Genomic DNA, 17,295 nt, shown 5'->3' on the forward strand with positions numbered 1-17,295 from the left:
TGTCTCCCAGGCTTAGGTGGAGGATTCTTGCGGGTAATGAAAAGAGCTACTGAAGAAGAGGAACTTCAATGGCATAACGCTTCTGATAACCACTACCGCAATCTACTTCAATATCTTGGCGAGCAATCAGAATCGCTTCATTACCTTTCAAAGCGTACCCAATTTCATAAGTACCTGGCACGACCGTATAACTAACAGGCATCTTGCCTCGAATAATCCAGTTCCGCATCTGTTCGCTCCAGGCATCGGTTAGAAGCCTTTGGGGGTCTAAACTAGCTTCAAGGGGAGTTTCTGTTCCTGGTGCCATCGGTGAATCCTTTGGACGATCTAGGAGTCGGGCAATCCGTCGGGTGGAATTGCGTATCCCCGTTACGGTTCCATCATTATCAATGGACACGGAGAGACTTCCTTTACCTGGTAAGAGAACTGGGAGTCCGTTGATTGCTTGGGTAAACTCGACCATTGTTTCGGTCGTGTAAGGTCCCTCGACCTGACCACCAACTTCCTCGCTTCCTCCAGCTTCACAGGCTAGTCTGATCCCATCCAGGAGTAGTCCCTGTGGATCGAGTCCGTGCTGTTGGACAAAATCTTGGGCAATATCAGTTGCCCGTTGTAAGGAGATTGGCTCGGTTTTGTTTCGGTTGGGTTGAGAGAACTGGATTTCATAAGAGCCATCACTCTCAACGCTGAATTGCTGGTTGCCTGCTTTGATATAAAAGCTACCATGAGGACTGGCTACTACCTCTTGTGGCATTCCTATACTCAGACTGTATTTGGCAAGAATGCTCCTGACATAGTTCCCATCAATCCGAGCGGGTTCAAGTTCAGCGACAAGCAATTGTGGGGGAAGTTTCTGGTTGAGGGGTCGGGCCAAGGTGGCTGAAGTAGCTACATTATACCAGCGCCACCACCACCATTTATGGCTGACAGCCCCCCACTCAAACTTGCGTTCGTTAAAAAGGCGATTGATAGCCTCATCTTTGGTAGCGCCACAGGCGACGACTGCTGGGGCTTGACGGTGACTGATCCGCCAACTGGCATCCAGGAAAGCAGTGCTGAAGGACTTGTTTTTGTTCCACTCTTCCCAAAAATATTTGCCATAATCCGGATAATCATAACTCACCGTCTCATAACCAAAGAGCATCCGAAAACCCAGATTAGCAGGACGCCAAGTTCGCATAGGGGTGTGTCCGCCAAGAACGCGGCAGGATAAGCAAGTTGACCAAAAGATGTATCTGACTTGTTCGTTGCCCAGCCCCATCTGATTGGACCAGGCGGTTGTCCCTAGCCCACCCCAGTCTGCTCCTAAAGGAACGTGAAACCGTCCATCGCTCGTCATTCCTCCATGTCCTGAGTGATAGACGGCAAGAACGGCATCTATCCCATAAGTATCTTGCCAGTTATCGTAATCTTCGTAATAAGCCCAAATACGGACATTTTCATCTAAATATCGGAAGTTACGAGGGTTAAATTTTTCCAGATATTCCAACCATCCCCAAGCATCTTCATGGGTATACGTGAGGCTGCCGGCGTTAGCAAACTTTTCTAAGCTGAAGGTACCCCAATAATCGCCAGAGTAGGCAGTTATGCCTCCGACAGACGCTGGTTTAGGGGCAAAGGGATTCTCTGGACCGCGATCGCTGTAAATGATTTTGAGCGACTCACCAACTGGAGTGCCGTTCCCTCCCGCTAATTGTTTTGAAGCTGCGTTTAACTCGTCGATGACTTGTTGAGGAATACTAGTTGCTTGAACCATTGTTTTCTCCTTATTCAATTTAGTTGGGAGGGGTTAAGAAAATTGCTTCCAGGTCTGGATTTTCACAATTTGCTCCCCTTGGTAGACAACTTGGAGCGAATCTGCAGCGCACAGGGTAGGGCTTAGAGCTGCCATTTGAACATCTGAGAGCTGCTGATAACGCCACTTGTCTTCGACATAAGCCCAGAAAACACTGCCTTTAGCTTCGGTCGGCAAAGATTGCTCGACAACGACATATTCAGCCCAGCCTTTTTTCTGTTCTTCATCCTCTGAGTTCATCAAAGGACCTGTAAGCTCCCCGGCACCATACATAGCAAAGTCTGTGTCTATCCCTGCTTCGCCATAGGCAATCTTGAAGAAACCTTCCTTACCCCACTCTGGACCCCAACTATTCTTGCAGATCCAGCACTGTTCGTCTTCGCTGTAGCCAATGCAGGTGATAGCATGATAGCCAGCGAGATCTCCGGTGACGTGCTTATAGACACCATCTTTGTAATTGAAGAAATCCCGATAAACTGCCATGCAAGCAACGAGGGGACCTTGTTGATCTAGCCACTCTTTACGCTGACTGACATTAATGAATTCTTGCCATTTGCCAATTTTCAGTAAACGGTTGGCGCGATCGCTACAGGGGCTACAGTCGAGATCTCGGTCTTGGTAAGGAAAACAGGATTCTTCCGAAATTCCCTTTTCTTTGGCATAGTTTAGGGCATCAACGGGCCACCAGCCCTGACTGCACTTGCGCCCAGCTCCACAGAAAAACAGATCAGCCTCAGAAAGATCGACCGCTCGAGACGGCTTATTTAATTGAATTCTGGCTTGAGTTTCCAAGGTAGCTACTGTGGCAAAAGCCACGCAAGAACCGCAGTTTCCTTGATCTTTAATGTCAGTTACCCAGTTATGACCGTCTTTATTACGCCAGTCTCGTTCTCGGGCAAAGACAAACTCTGGTTGCTTGGTTTCGGCTAGGGCTAAGCTGAGTCGCTCCCTTTCACTTTTAGGGACATCTAACCCCAGTCGAAGATTCTGCTGTTGTTCACTGAGTTGCGAAACAGAAGTTTCTCCAGCTATCCAATGAGCACCCTGGCTTTGGATAGCTGCTTGAATTTGTGGAAGATTTGGTTTGGTCATTAGTGTGTGAGTTCTAATTGGACTACTTAAATAATCCTTAAAATGACCCTTGGAAACAATACGACGATCAGCGTATAGGATTATGAAGAAATTGCAATAATTCCTCCTTTAAGTAGCCCCAACTTTTCCAGGGCAACCATCACCGCAGCCGTTCGGGTTTGTACACCCAGTTTTTCGTAAATATGCTCTAAATGTTTTCGCACCGTTCCTTGACCACAATCCAACACTTTCGCGATCGCGGCATTGCTTTTATCTTTAGCTACCCAGAAAAGTATCTCTGCCTCGCGTTTGGTCAGTCCGATTAATTCTAGAGAAGCAATGGAAAAAGATGGCAGTTTTTGTTCTTCCAGCAGCAACAGATATTGCCCGCTGATGGGCTCGGCAATCAGGCGAATGAGTAACTGCTTTGCTGCTTGCTCAATGTGTAGTGATAAACAGGAGGATGGAACTGTGTTCTCGGATGCGAATAGCGAAATCTGATTTTGAAACCAATGTTCTATTGGTTCTGGTAATGAATCTGGGGCATGGCGGTCAAAATACTGACTCAGTAGTTGTTCTGCTCGTTGTGTGATGAACTGTACCTCACCTGTCAATGTCACCACGATCACCCCTAGACGTTCAAAAACTTGCTTGAGTCTGATCAGTATTTGTTGCTCTTTGCTGAATTGAGAATTATTTTCATCGATCTGCCTTAAGTGTTGACGCATTACATTGAGAATGCAGCCCTCACAGTTAATGAGATTTCCGCGATCGCTGAACAATGAAATCCTTTGCTCTAGCATGATCCACTCCCTTACTATTCAAAAATTACAAATTCTGCTGTGGGAAGTCACCAAGACCGCTTTCCCATTGCGCCCCTCCACCGTCATCAATGGATCAATCTGAATCTTTGTGGACTAACTCCGAGTTACGGAAAAGATAGAAGTAGCATTGGGATGGCGATATCATATCCTTTGACGAGATATTCCAATGGTTCGGGAATACCATTCACGTAACGATCGCGACTAGATTGTTTTTCCAGAAGTTGACTTAAAAAACCAACCTAGGTTAAAGTCTGAGTAGATTTACACTTAAATATGTATACACTTATACTATATCTCTAGAGGGGTTATTGCTAAGATTGTGAGGCTAAAATTACATATTTTGATAAATTAGTAAATATTTTTTCAAGATAGGGTAAGCGCATCTCAAACGCTGTTGAGTGGAAGCGTGAACATGTCGGTAAGCATGAGCCATTGTGGCCTGATTTGATTTCGCCTGGAAACTCAACATGAGGGTTGATGCAAAGTTTCAAGGCATCAAGCTTTTCTTCGATTAATAACTCGATACTTCACTAGCGCATGTGCGATCGCGCTTTTTAATACAACCACGCCTCACATCAATTGCACTTCTGTAAATATCTCATTAATATCGCTCATCACGTCATGACTGGGTTAATACCAAGATACTTTCCGCTTCACTCTCACCAAACTGAGTCATCAGATCAAAGTGGTTTCTGAGAATTTGAATAATTCTAGAAGTTGGACTGTTACCAATGCAAAGATAAACAAACTTGGGAGGATGACCATAAAGTAAGCTACGTTGGTAGAAGTCGGAATCTTTGGAAACAATTACAAAATCATTTGCTTTTGCATATTCCCAAATAACCGCATCATCAGTATTAGTTAAACCCAGAGTCTTGACATGAGTAGAATCAGGATAAAGATCAATAATCCTGTTAATCATTCGATCAGACAGGTTTTCGTCTAAGAGTAGTTTCACACAGAAGTTACAAATAACTTTTTCTCACGATCTGCAGCAAAGGCAAGACAGGCTTTAATATCTTCGGAAGTCAATTCAGAAAAATCTGCTAAAATTTCTTCTTCAGTCATGCCACTTGCTAAGTATTCTAGAATGTCAGATACTGTAATTCGCATTCCTCGAATGCACGGTTTACCACTTCGTTTTCCTGGTTCAATTGTAATTATATTTTGATAGTCCATGAATTAAAATGAATTCAATAACCTATGTAATATTCACATTAATTATAAGAGAAACTCACCATAATTAAAATATTCTATCTTGCTTTACCTAATTAGCTTCTTAAATTACACGATTCAAGTTCTTGTTCTTGCAAAAGTACGTCTAAACAAAGACCAACATGCTTATAGTAATCTTGATATTCTTCTTTAGTTACTTCCCAAGCTAATCCTCCGTTAGAACTAGGATGCGAAACTTGATTAGAATTTCTACGATCAAATAGGTTTCTAATTTTTACACATGTCTCGTGTTTAATACCTTTTGATTGTAAAAAACTGACTAAACTATTAATATCATAATCTTTTTTATTTTCTTGATCCCATGCTTTACAAATAGCATGAATTTCATTGACTAAATGATTAAGAGCAACTGAATATGAATTATTTTTTTCTTCTAAAACTCGTAGTCGAGTTTGCTCTATTACATCAGAATTTTTTGATAAATTATTTATTTGCATGCAACCCAATTGATAATATCCAGGCTGGTCGCAATTAACTTTTTTGTTATCAAATACTTCAATTATATTTCTCATATGACTATTTTCTTTAAGTTTATCACGAAGCTCGGGAATATCAAAATGATTTTGACATAAAAATTTTATGATAAGGTCAGCATCCCCTGTTGTGATAACACTTTTATTTAAACAAAATTTCTTAAAGTTATTAGCGGTATTTTCGTCTCTTAATAAAACAATAAGAATCTCAAGAGGTTGAACTTTTACAAGTTCAAAATTAAAGTTTTCGAAAATATCTTTTATTCTTTTTTTGTTGTCAGATTTTTCAAGAATATTTTCTACATTTTTATCAAAAACTTCTTGAAGAATTTCTTCCTGCACTGATTTACCTCCTACAAAATAATCTTCTATTCTCGATCCTTTTATATTTATTAATTCCTTAAAAATATCATCCAACTTATCTTGAGGATTTTTAGTGTTTGATTCTACTATTTGTTGTTGAGTATCGTAATCTTGAACAGCGCTAAAATATTGATCATTTGGAGATGATTTACGAATATTTTTAAGTAGTTCTTCTTTCTCTTCATGACTTGATAATCTATAGAGTTTAGATTTAAGATTAAGTTTAAGACCAAGTTTGCTATATAACTCTTCAGCAATTTGAGAACTGATAGCATGAATAAATAAACCTTGATTATATTGTTCAATATTATCTTTAAATTTTATGGATATATATATATCATCAGTGTATCGAATAATTTTATACTTATCAATAGTACTTTTATAGCTATTTTTAAAGAGGTCATCTATTAATAAATCACCAAAGACAAGATATAAATAGCCTATAAAACTAGAAACAATATTATTATCGGACTGAGGAATTCCTAGCTTTCCATCAGAAATAAAGTTAAATAAACATATAATCTGCTGTTTTGTAAAAAGATCGAAGTTTTTCTCTGTTTGAATACTTGGTTTAATAAAGGAGTTCAAAAGATTAAGTAATCTTGAAATAGATACTTCATTAAAATAGTTCTCAATATCGAGTCTCAATATTACTTTATTCTTATAATCGCTTCTTACTTCTTCTTTGATTTTTTCCTTGAATTTTTGATGAAAAGTTCGATAATATATATTAAAAGATTTAAGTTGAAGTTCTTCTTTCTTATAAGAAAGATTTCCTCCGTAAAAAGCTTCAATAGTTGACAATTTTCCATATGTTTCATCTAAGAATTCCTGTGATAGCTTAAGTAAATATAAACCAATAGTGTAATATAAGACTCTCATTGGATAAGTAAAAAATTTATAATCTCTTAACCCAATACCTGCCTTTGGAATAACATATGAAAAGACAGAAAATTCGTTTTGTAATCCGTAGAAAAGACTAGTAGAGATCTTAATATTAAAGTATTGCTCTGGATCGTACTTTAAGCAAGTTAGATCAAGGCTTTCATAGTAAAACATACTTAAAGTATTAAAATGTCTATTTTTCTTCTTTTGTTGTATTTGAAAGTTTAGTAGATCCAAAGCATCTTTCCATAGATTATAATCTATAAAATATCCAAGCTGTGTTTGACTTTTCTTATTCATTAAAGCAATCCACAAGAAAATGATTGTAAAATTGTGATTCTTACTATAATAAGTTTATGTCTGTATCACAACAAGACCAAAATATACAGACAAAGAAATTTTCCCTTAATCTCCGCGATAATTCTTCAAATAGCTTTTGATCGCGCTTTTGGATTTTCCTATCCAAGTACTTGATCACTGAATCTATAACTAACGAGCAGTACCTTGAAAGCACAGTTAATAGGCGGGTTCCGATACCTTTGAAGATCTTGTGGATTTCCGTAGTCTTCTTGGTAAGCGATGCATTAACAGGAGATACATTGCCGGGGCAAAATAGAGCGCCATCACCGAAGATCCGGCAATTCCCCCCGCGATCGCGATGGCTAGAGGTTGCCAAAACGGATCGCCTGCAGCGAGTAGCGGAACAAAGCCCATCATGGTGGTTACTGTCGTGGTCAGGACGTGGCGCGTTGCTTTCATCACCACTTCCCGAATCGCTTTGGGATCCCCTTGTTTTGCCCGTTGGTCTTCGTTAAAGGCAGAGAGAACCACAATTGAGTCGTTAATGGCAATTCCCACTAAGCCCATTGATCCGATAATCGCCATAAACCCTAAAATGGAATCGGTCATCCAGAGGGCAAATAACGCCATGCCAACCGAGGCAATGGCAATCATGGCGATAATCGCTGCTTGACGGAAGGAATTGAGAGACAACACTAAGGCAATACTCATCCCTATGACAAGTAGGGGTACATAAAGGAGTAAGTTGCCGACCGCTTGGTTACTTTCTTCTTGTTCGCCTCCCCATTCATAGGAATAGCCAGGGGGGAGTTCAAAGTTTTGCGCATCTAGTTTTTGTTGGAAGGTTTCCAGTACTGTTGAGGGCAGAACACCAGCTTTGATGAAGGCTTGCACCGTGTTCACCCGCTGTTCGTTACGGCGAGAAATGGTTGCCCGTTGCGGGACTAAATTAAATTCGCCAAAAGCAGAATTCGGGCGGAAGTTGCGGTCATTACTATTTTGTGGACGTAAGTCTAGGGAAGCAATTTCACCCAGATCAGACCGTTCGGTTTCTGTCAGTCGCACACGCACCGGGAGATTTTCCGTTGCTTCTAAAATCGAACCGCCGACAGCCCCTTCTAAATAGGCTGCTAATTGTTGCGCGATCGCGCTGTTATCGAGTCCAGCTTGTTGGGCTTGTTCCTCATCAACGGTGAAGCCCAGTTTGGGGCGATATTCACTTAAATCATCTCTGGCATGAGTGACTTCGGGAATAGAGGCTAAAATGGCTCTTGCTTCCTGTCCTAAACGCCGTAATTCCTCTAAATTAGGTCCGTAAATTCGCATTTCTACGGGGGCGTCATAAGGAGGTCCTTGTCCTAACTGTTGGACAATAAATCGGGCATCAGGAAAGGCTTGATCGAGTTCGTTTTGCACCGTTTGTACTAGTTTTTGCACCCCTTCTCCCGATTGCAGTTGCACCATCGCTTCGGCGTAATGGGATTGATTTTGTCGTTGTCCGGTAATGTTGTAGTAAAATTTGGGCGCACTTTCTCCCATCACCCAATGCACTGCTTCCACTTGGGAGTGTTCACGAATCATCTCGCTAGCCTGTTCAACTTGGTTTTTGGTTTGCGCGATCGCGGTATCGGAAGAAAATTCAACTTCAATCTGAAACTGATCGCGATCCACTAACGGAAAGAACTGCTTATCTAAACTACCTGCAACCGCAAAGCCAGCAAAGGGAATCATCAGGGTAAGGACAACTGCCAGTAATGGTTTGCCCGTCGCTTGTTCTAAACTCCAGCGATAGAAACGACTCAAACCAGCAAAAGCAATCCCATTATTCCACCATTTTCTTGATCCGGTAGGAGGAATCCGCCCGAGAAGTCTTCCCGCTAAAGCAGCAACCACCGTTAAGGAAAGGGCAAGGGAAGAGATAATCGCAAAAATCACACTAATCGAAATTGATCCCACAAATTCTCCGGCACCACCGGGGAGAAGCGCGATCGGGAGAAAGGTAAAGACAGTGGTTAAGGTGGATGCAAAAAGTGGAACTTGCAGATAGTTAATCGTTTTTGTGACAGCTTGGGAAGGGGTAGCCCCACTTTCTATTTCTGCTTGAATTTCATTGACCACAACGATCGCGTTATCAATTAGTAACCCGAGGGCAATAATCAGTCCCGTTACCGACATCTGATGAATGGCAATACCTGTGGTACTCATCCAACCCAAAACCGCACACACGGTTAAAGGGAGGGCAGTACCCACAATTAGCGAGGAACGCCAACCCATAGCCACAAAAACCACGGCAATCACTAGCACTGCAGCCAGGAGTAAATTGGCAATGAGAGAGTTAATCCGTTGGGCAACATAGTCACTCTGATCAAAAATGACCTCCAGTGCAATGCCTTGGGGAAGACGAGACCGGAACTCATCCAGTTTTTGATGAATCGTTTCAGAATACTGGTCAATACGAATGCCAGACTTCATTAATACTCCCAGCGCAATCGCGGGTTGACCGCTGACTAAGGCAAGTTGTTGCGGCGGCTGATGAATTCCCCGATCCACTGTGGCAATATCGCCTAAACGGGTAAATTCTCCTTCACGGCTGTTTTGAATGGGAATGCGACGAATTTGTTCGAGGGTTTCCAGTTCACTTTCGACTTCAATGGCAAGATTTCGTTCTGGATTCCGTAATTGTCCTGCGGAAACTTTGGCATCACTGCGACTCAGGCGATTAGCCAGTTCTTGCGGGGATAAGCCAACAGCAACCAATTCGGGTGCCTTGATTTCCACTAAAATTTCTTCTTCTGGGTCGCCAAACAGTTCCACCTCTTCGGTTCCCTGCACACTCCGCATCGCCACTGCTAGTTCCTCGGCATAGCGACGGAGAATGGCATAATTGGGGTCTCCTGGTTGCGCCCACTGGAGAGACGGAATCATGGTATAAGCCTTAATGGTCGCTTCCTCCAGTTCCGATTCGGCTACACCTGCGGGAAATTGAGCGGTTGCATCGTCTAATTTATCGCGAACTTTTGACCAAATCGGTTGCGCATCTTTCACGTCATCCACCAGTTCCACCGTTACCGTCGAAAAACCCACCCGAGAGGTAGACGAGATCGTTTTAACTGTTTCAATTTCAGTGATTTCAGATTCTAAAGGTTCAGTCACTAGGGCTTCCACGCGATCGGCACTCGCACCAGGATACGCCGTTTTAACAACCGCCGTGCGCGGAATGAGACTGGGGTCTTCTTGTCGCGGTAAGGATTGAAAGGAGGCAACGCCCCAAGCGACAATCAGGAAGATGGTGAGAATTAAGAGGCGAATATTGCGATAAAAGGGACGTACCATGATCTTTGTCCTTTGTTATTCGTCATTAGTCATTGGCTACTGAAACGGCTTGTCCGGGAACCAGGCGATGGGTTCCACTGGCGACAATGCGATCATTGGGTTGCAAGGTTCCGCGAACAAACGCGCGATTTTCTTCTTGATGTAAAATTTCCACGGCTTGTTGTTGGGCTTCCCATCCCTTCTCATCAGGGGATTCAACGACAACATAGGCTGTCCAGAGTCCCCGCAGACCCTTCGTCAGTGCCGATAAGGGTAACCAGTAACCGTCTGTTTCTATAGTTTTCGTTTGAGTGAGGCGAACGGTTTGTCCGGGATGTGTTTGAGGAATTGCTGCTTGATTGAGTTCTAAAACGACAACTTGGGTACGGGTTTCCGGGTCAATTTCTGGCAAAATTGAACTGACGGTTGCCGAAAATGGCTGAGAATCAATCGTTACCGTTTGTAAACTCCCAATTGCTAATTGGTTGGTCATCTGAGTGGGTAATCCAATGCGTGCTTCGGGAACAGTATCTTCGACTAAGCGAATTAAAGACCGACCGGTCGGTATAACGGCACCTTCATCAAAATGGCGTTGGGCAACAATGCCATCAAAGGGCGCGTTCAATACACTCTTACTGAGGGTGACCTCCAGATCTTGAATCCTGGCTTCCAATTCCTGTACTGTCGCCCGTTGCGCTGCAATTTCTTCTGGGCGCGTTCCATTGAGCCGTTCTTGCAGTTGACTGCGGGCTTCATCAAGACGGGCGGTTAGGGCTTCTTCTTGGGTAGCAAACTCGTCTCTCTGTTCTTGGGAAATTGCCCCTTCTTGATAGAGAAACTCCCGGCGCGATCGCTGGATTTCTTTTAACTCTAATTCTTTTTGCAGATTTCGCACTCTTGCTCTTGCGGCGTTAATGTCTTCCTGGCGCGGTCCAGTTTCCAATTCTTCCAGTTGCGCTAACGCTCGCGCTTTCTGGGCTTCTAGCTGTTTCCGTTGCGCTTGCAGGTTGCGAATATCCAGTCGCGCTAGGGGTTGTCCTTTGCTTACGCGATCGCCCTCTTCCACTAAGACTTCCGTTAGTTCTCCCCCTCGTTCTAAACCCAGTTCACTACTACGTCTGGCGGTAATTTCTCCCGTATAGCTGCGAGTCACTTCGTAACCAGATTCAGGCTGAAGGGTGACTGTTTTTACAGGAGTGGCATTAATCGCACGGGTTTCTTGTGGAGGAGGACTCTGAGGGATCAAGCGTGGCACACCAATCATTCCACCAGCGACCAATAGAGAAACGCCACCCAACCAAAGCAGTCGCTTTTTTCTCCCCTTTCGTGGCGAGTCAAAACGTTCTGTATCTTGGTCTTCGTCTAAGGTGATGGCTTTGCGGGTTGATTCAGCTTGCATGGGAAACCTCTTTTGTAACGTACTGTATGGTACTATAAAGATTCAAAATGGAAAGTCATTTCAAGTGAGAAAGATGAGTTTTTGTGCTGGTAGCAATTCTGTAATTATTTTTATCGTACCGTACTGTACGGTATTGTCAAGTCATTAAAGATTAAAACGGAAAGGCCGAGCAATCAAGAGCAATACGGTATTGTAGAATACGTCGTTGTCAAGGAGAAACGTATGGCAGTATCTGCGGGGCGCTCGGAACAAAAGAAGAAAGCGATTTTGACCGCAGCAACAGATTTATTTATCGAACGGGGTTATGATGGCGTCAGTGTAGACGCGATTGTGAAAAAAGTCGGCGGGTCAAAAAGCAATATCTACAACTACTTTGGTGGAAAAGAAGGCCTATTTTGTGCGATTGTGGAAGATTTGAGTGAGCAGATCTTATCGCCGTTAGTGGAAGCGGATGTGGACAATTTACCGCCACGAGACGCCCTCACTGCCATTGGGAAACAAGTGATGTCGGTGGTGTTATCCGATCGCGCGATCGCGCTATTAAGAATTGTTATTGCGCAAAATCAGCAATTCCCAGAACTGGGACGGTTATTTTTTACATCTGGACCCAAACCCCGTTGTGAGGCGTTAGCCCAATACCTGCAACAACAACAGGATCAGGGAAAACTCAAGCCTTGTGATAGCCAACGGGCTGCGACTCAATTTGTGGGGATGTTTTTAGGTATCCAGCAAATGCAACGGCTTTTAGGGATTACCCAAGCCCCCTCCCCAGCCGAGATTACAGCGATTGTTGAAGATGCTGTCGATGCCTTTCTAGATGGACATCAGAGAGATTAGTCATTGGTCATTAGTCATTAGTCATCCTTCGACAGGTTCAGGAACATAGTCATTGGTCATTAAATGTTGTCACTGTCAACTTCAATCTTAAAGTAAAATGTTGGCACTGTCAACAAAATGATTCAATGTGCGGAGTGCCTATGGCGTCAGTAACCAGTAAAGCCTATCACCACGGAGACTTACGACAAGATTTAATCGATGCGGCTATTACCTTGATTAATGAAAAAGGCATCAGTGACTTATCCCTGCGACAACTGGCGCGCCAGGTTGGGGTTTCTCACAATGCGCCCTATCGCCACTTTGAAACGAAACAAGCTTTACTGATGGCGGTTGCAGAAGAAGGGTTTATTTCGTTGCGCGAGCGTCTCGAACAGGCAAAAGCGACTTCTGGAGATGATTCTCGGGGACAACTTTGCGCGATCGGAATTGCTTACGTCAAGTTTGCCCTCACTCATCCAGCGCATTATCGCGTTATGTTTGGCAACTATCGTAATGACAGCTGTGAATCGGCGTCCCTAGCCGAAGTTGCAGAACAATCGTTTATGGTGTTGGTGAATATCATTCGGGAAGGGCAAGAAATGGGGGTTTTCCGAGAGACTAACACCCTAAATCTGGCAAGAACGGCTTGGTCACTGGTTCATGGTCAAGCGATGTTAACTTTAGATCATCGGTTCAAAATAGCAGCAGAAGAAGATTTGACTCTCTTTTTACATTTTTCTGTGCAAATGTTAGTTAAGGGAATTCAAGCAGAATGTGCGCCTTCAACCAGCCCAGTGACTTTTTCAGCAAACTCTAATTTAAGTCGATGATACTAAACTAAGGGTTTACATCATTGTCAATGACTTGCCAAAGCCAATTTTTTTCGGTAGGAATGATTTGCTGATTATTTTTCATTGCAATCGCTTCTCGCAATTTTGAAGACGGCTGATACAAAAAGATGTCTCCCCGATGATGATAAATTCGTATGGGTTGTTGCGGTAAAACCAACTGCAAGGTAACTTGATCGTCTAATCGGTAACACAAAGAAAGGACTCTTTCCACGGAAGCATCGCTGACGAGAAGAGGGTTGGCACTGAGGTTAATGATGCGAGCAATTTCTGGATTATGACGGGTTTTAAAGGGACTTTTATTCCACCATACTTCCATCTGTGAGCTAATTCCACAGGATAATAACCCGAAGGCAAAAAAGGCAATGGTTATTCTACGCCATTGAGTATCCCGGTTTTTGAGGGACGTTTTGAGTTGAGTTGCCAATAAATAAGCGACAGCAATGGAAATGCCAAGATAACAAGGAATAGGATAGCGCGCGATCGTTGATCGAATTCCGCCAAAAATTAAGTCGCTTAAAATGAGACTCGATCCCGTAACCCCAATAAGAGTGAGGATGAATAACCAAATTTCTAGTTTACAGTAGCGACAAAGATGATAAAGGGCATAAATACTCATGCCCATAACAGCATAACTCAAGGGATTGATAGCACTTGCGCCATGATTGAAATCGAAAAAACTGCGACTGAGATTCAGCAGCCAAAATAGAGGTAAGTTCGATTTCTCTTGAGAAAGGTGAGCGACATTCTCTTCTAGCTGGGTAAAGTTGTGATAAATCACGAATCCCCAAGGTAAAAATAAGACCATGCTGGTTAGAGAAGCGAATAAGTAAGATCGGAAAGGAAGTTTCGGCTGTTTGAGCCAAAGAATTGCCAAATAAATTCCATGTCCAATCGCGATAAAAATGGAAAACAAACACGTATAAAGAGAAAGGGTCAAGCTAACGATATAAGCCAACCAATTGAGAGATGTATTGTGCTTGATCGCTCGTAAAAATGTCACACAACTGAGTAAAATCGTGACCGTCCACAAACTATATTCCCTCGCTTCTTGCGCATACAAAACCTGAAAGGGAGAAATGGCAAAAAGTCCTAATGCCATCCCGGCAATTAGATGAGAGTGAAATAGTTGCCAGCACAGCCAATAAAGGCAAGGAAATGCTAGTAAACTAATGATCGCTGAGAAGCTTCTAATCAGCAAGATGTAAGCCTTGGCATTCTCGTATAGGCTAGGGTTTCCCAACCATTTCACCCAATATCGTGCCAGGAGATAGTACAAGGGAGCGTGTTCTGGACTACCCGCTAAAGCAGTGATCGTTTCTTTTAAGCCCTTGTCGCTGTTCGGACGTTGATAAGCAGTAACGTCACTCAGGGTTAGGGGTTGGCCCGTGTAAATCTTCTCCGTTACTTCCTCAGCCGTATAACCAGAAATGCGGATTGACGTATATACTTCATCTCCCCAGTAAACCTTGTGATCGAGATGATAGAAGCGAAAAAAAATACCGCAGAGCAACAAAATAAGGAGCGTATTTCGTAGCCAAGAAGGAAGAGATTGAGCGGGTTTTAAGGGTTGGCTAAACATTGAGCATCGAGAACAAAGTAATGTTTTGTTTCTAACACGGCGCAAGTCTTGATCTTAGTAGAAATTAGTGGTTTTACTCCTTTTACCAATTGAGAACGAGCCTGATTTGTCGCTGGTTGAAATTGTTGCAGCCACTGATGATTGTCGATATAGTCTATGCTAAATGCCCCCTTTTCAATGAGCCAAATGTCCACACTGTAACGATCAATAAATGCTTTGACTTCACTTAAATTGGGACTGTACTGTGCCTTGATAGTTGCTAAGACGCGATCGCGCAAGGGACGATAATATCCTAAATGATAGGGAATCGCTAATTCTTCACTAATCAAAACCGACCGTTGCGAAAAGGAGGGAATGTTATCCGCTTCTCCTCCCAAAGAGACCACAAGCGTATCTTTCGGTTGTTGACTGAGAAATTCATAAATTTTAGGTTCTCGACCAATTTTATAATTCGGTCTGGGAAATTCTTCTAAAAAGCTAGGATAAAAAATGATAGGAATGGTGATTAGTGCAACTAAACTAAATGCGATCACTGATTTCCAAGGTAGTTTTGAATTGGATCGTTGTTTTCCCCAGTGCAGTAAGGAATCGATAATAATTGTTATCGCGATCGCTGCTGCAAAAGCGAGAATAATCCGAAAAGTGTGCTGTGTGTAGCGACTGGGAAGGTAAAGTTTGAAAAGGACGGCGTGAGCGAGAAAAAATAATCCTAAAGAAACTAAAGTCAATTCCCCAATGATACCAATTTTTGGTTTGATTTTTGAAACTAAAGGCAATCGTTTTTGCAGGAGTAAAAGCGGTAGAAAAATTGCGAAAACCAAAGTTAAGGGAACAAGAAGATGTTCAGAAAATAGTCCGCTTCGTCCTCTCATCCAGAATTTCCAAAAGTTATCATCGGAAAAAAAAGTGGTTCGTCCATCGGGAAGAAATGCCGGCATATTACGGGCTTGTTCCAAAGAAATAGTTGGATTAAAAGGAGAAGGAATGACAGCAAAAGGTAGTAAAACTGCAAAACAGACAGTTAACCCAATGACTGAAAAAATATAATCTTTGCGTTGGAACGAAAGTGAAAATTTTCCCCTTTGCCAATTCAGTAATCGTACTAATAATAACCCAGCCGATAAGAGCACCGTTAAGGGATAAAATAAGGCTTGTAAAACAATTAAAATCAAACAAGCGATCAGATTTTTTCGTAGTAAAAAATAAATAAATCCCAATAGTAGCGGATAGAGAAATGCTCGCGGCGTTCCCGAAGGTAAATCGTCCGCATACCACAAATTTTGCTGGAGGAGGAGAGTCGCAATAAATCCCGTTAGAGGAACGGGTAAAATCTCCATAGAGATGGCAAAAGAAAATCCTGCCACGATTAATGCTAAAGGCAGGGGTAACAATTTATTAAAGATCAGCGGTTCGATCCCGAAAAACGCTCCCAGTTTGTAAACTGTGGTATAGCCGAACGTCGCAACCGATTGGAAATATTCAGCAATGAGATCATTCGGAAATAATTGGGAATCGATCAATCTCTGCATCCAAAACACATGCTGTCGTGCATCATCTTGGACGACATACTCGCTACTGAATGCTTGTTGGAGTCCCAAAATGCCGTAAACTAGAGCAAAGCTAAGGCTCAGTCCGAGCCAAAATGTGATCGATCCCTTGCTGGCTCGTAAGTTGGAGGTGCCGAAAAGAGAATACAACTGCTTGACCGACATGAAGAAGCTTGACTAAAATTTTGTGTCATTAATATTAGCACCGTCGCTGATCAATGTCTTCTTAGTGTGAGTGCTAACTCAACTCTCCCATCTAAAATTTCCTGATCGCAGTATGAAACTTGATCGCCAGACACTTGATAAAGTTCAGGATCACTCAACGCCTCTGTTTTTAGTAATTTCAGCCCTCATTACTGGCTGGGGGTTTGCGGTACGTTTCGTTCAGTATCTCAGCAATCGATCCTTAGGGGGAGATGAAGCGTCTATTTCTCTCAATATTGTCACTCGTACTTATCAAGAATTACTTGAACCCTTGAGTTACAATCAAGCCGCTCCTCCTGGGTTTTTAACTGTAGAAAAGCTTGCTGTGCAATGGTTCGGTAACAGTGAATATTCCCTGAGACTTTTTCCTTTAGTGTCGAGCGCGATCGCGCTACTGGCATTTTATTGGCTTGCGACTCATTACACGTCTAAAATCTCTGCACTCATCGCGATCGCGTTTTTTGCTTGTTTGCCTTATCTGGTTTACTATGCCACAGAAGTTAAACAATATTCGAGTGATGTCGCGATCGCGCTCCTTTTATCTTAATGTGACGAGAAGACCCCCACTATAGCGTCAGATTAGTGGGGGATGAATCGTCACCAAACAAATAAAAGTCCGACAGGACATCCTTCGACAGGC

The 17,295-nt window shown here is 42.8% G+C and carries 13 protein-coding genes; 3 read left to right on the forward strand and 10 right to left on the reverse strand.

All coding sequences use genetic code 11. The features are described 5' to 3' along the window. Nucleotides 1-46: 46 nt before the first annotated feature. From GVY04_11645 to GVY04_11680, 8 genes are all read right to left on the reverse strand, one after another. Nucleotides 47-1,756 carry a hypothetical protein gene (locus GVY04_11645; protein ID NBD16754.1) on the reverse strand — a complete coding sequence of 570 codons (1,710 nt, stop codon included), beginning with the start codon at nucleotides 1,754-1,756 and terminating at the stop codon, nucleotides 47-49. A gap of 33 nt (nucleotides 1,757-1,789) precedes the next feature. Next, nucleotides 1,790-2,887 carry a peptidase C1 gene (locus GVY04_11650; protein NBD16755.1) on the reverse strand — a complete coding sequence of 366 codons (1,098 nt, stop codon included), beginning with the start codon at nucleotides 2,885-2,887 and terminating at the stop codon, nucleotides 1,790-1,792. Between the two features lie 80 nt (nucleotides 2,888-2,967). Further along, nucleotides 2,968-3,669: a LuxR family transcriptional regulator gene (locus GVY04_11655; GenBank protein NBD16756.1), complete on the reverse strand. Its 702-nt coding sequence runs from the start codon at nucleotides 3,667-3,669 to the stop codon at nucleotides 2,968-2,970. 640 nt (nucleotides 3,670-4,309) lie between these two features. Beyond that, nucleotides 4,310-4,648, reverse strand: coding sequence for a hypothetical protein (locus tag GVY04_11660; protein NBD16757.1), 339 nt, complete (start codon nucleotides 4,646-4,648; stop codon nucleotides 4,310-4,312). Next, nucleotides 4,645-4,869, reverse strand: coding sequence for a DUF433 domain-containing protein (locus GVY04_11665; protein NBD16758.1), 225 nt, complete (start codon nucleotides 4,867-4,869; stop codon nucleotides 4,645-4,647). The genes GVY04_11660 and GVY04_11665 overlap by 4 nt, the downstream gene beginning before the upstream one ends. A gap of 92 nt (nucleotides 4,870-4,961) precedes the next feature. Continuing rightward, the gene (locus GVY04_11670; protein NBD16759.1) at nucleotides 4,962-6,947 is read right to left on the reverse strand and encodes an AbiA family abortive infection protein; all 1,986 of its coding nucleotides are present in this window, start codon (nucleotides 6,945-6,947) and stop codon (nucleotides 4,962-4,964) included. A 216-nt stretch (nucleotides 6,948-7,163) separates the two neighbouring features. Beyond that, nucleotides 7,164-10,280 carry an AcrB/AcrD/AcrF family protein gene (locus tag GVY04_11675; GenBank protein ID NBD16760.1) on the reverse strand — a complete coding sequence of 1,039 codons (3,117 nt, stop codon included), beginning with the start codon at nucleotides 10,278-10,280 and terminating at the stop codon, nucleotides 7,164-7,166. Between the two features lie 25 nt (nucleotides 10,281-10,305). Then, nucleotides 10,306-11,658, reverse strand: a complete 1,353-nt coding sequence (locus GVY04_11680) for an efflux RND transporter periplasmic adaptor subunit (GenBank protein NBD16761.1) — start codon at nucleotides 11,656-11,658, stop codon at nucleotides 10,306-10,308. Between the two features lie 222 nt (nucleotides 11,659-11,880). On the opposite strand from GVY04_11680, the gene GVY04_11685 reads away from it, so the two are divergent. Beyond that, nucleotides 11,881-12,495, forward strand: coding sequence for a TetR family transcriptional regulator (locus GVY04_11685; protein ID NBD16762.1), 615 nt, complete (start codon nucleotides 11,881-11,883; stop codon nucleotides 12,493-12,495). A gap of 140 nt (nucleotides 12,496-12,635) precedes the next feature. After that, nucleotides 12,636-13,304, forward strand: coding sequence for a TetR family transcriptional regulator (locus GVY04_11690; protein NBD16763.1), 669 nt, complete (start codon nucleotides 12,636-12,638; stop codon nucleotides 13,302-13,304). A 7-nt stretch (nucleotides 13,305-13,311) separates the two neighbouring features. Here the strand turns inward: GVY04_11690 and GVY04_11695 are convergent, their stop codons facing one another. Further along, complete coding sequence (locus GVY04_11695; GenBank protein ID NBD16764.1) at nucleotides 13,312-14,904, reverse strand: dolichyl-phosphate-mannose-protein mannosyltransferase; 1,593 nt, start codon at nucleotides 14,902-14,904, stop codon at nucleotides 13,312-13,314. Then, nucleotides 14,886-16,616 (reverse strand): hypothetical protein, encoded by a 1,731-nt coding sequence (locus GVY04_11700; GenBank protein ID NBD16765.1) that lies wholly within the window; start codon nucleotides 16,614-16,616, stop codon nucleotides 14,886-14,888. The genes GVY04_11695 and GVY04_11700 overlap by 19 nt, the downstream gene beginning before the upstream one ends. A 112-nt stretch (nucleotides 16,617-16,728) precedes the next feature. Between GVY04_11700 and GVY04_11705 the strand changes: the two genes are divergently transcribed. Further along, nucleotides 16,729-17,202 (forward strand): hypothetical protein, encoded by a 474-nt coding sequence (locus GVY04_11705; GenBank protein ID NBD16766.1) that lies wholly within the window; start codon nucleotides 16,729-16,731, stop codon nucleotides 17,200-17,202. Nucleotides 17,203-17,295: the final 93 nt, after the last annotated feature.

The organism is Cyanobacteria bacterium GSL.Bin1 (assembly GCA_009909085.1).
Taxonomy (GTDB): domain Bacteria; phylum Cyanobacteriota; class Cyanobacteriia; order Cyanobacteriales; family Rubidibacteraceae; genus Halothece.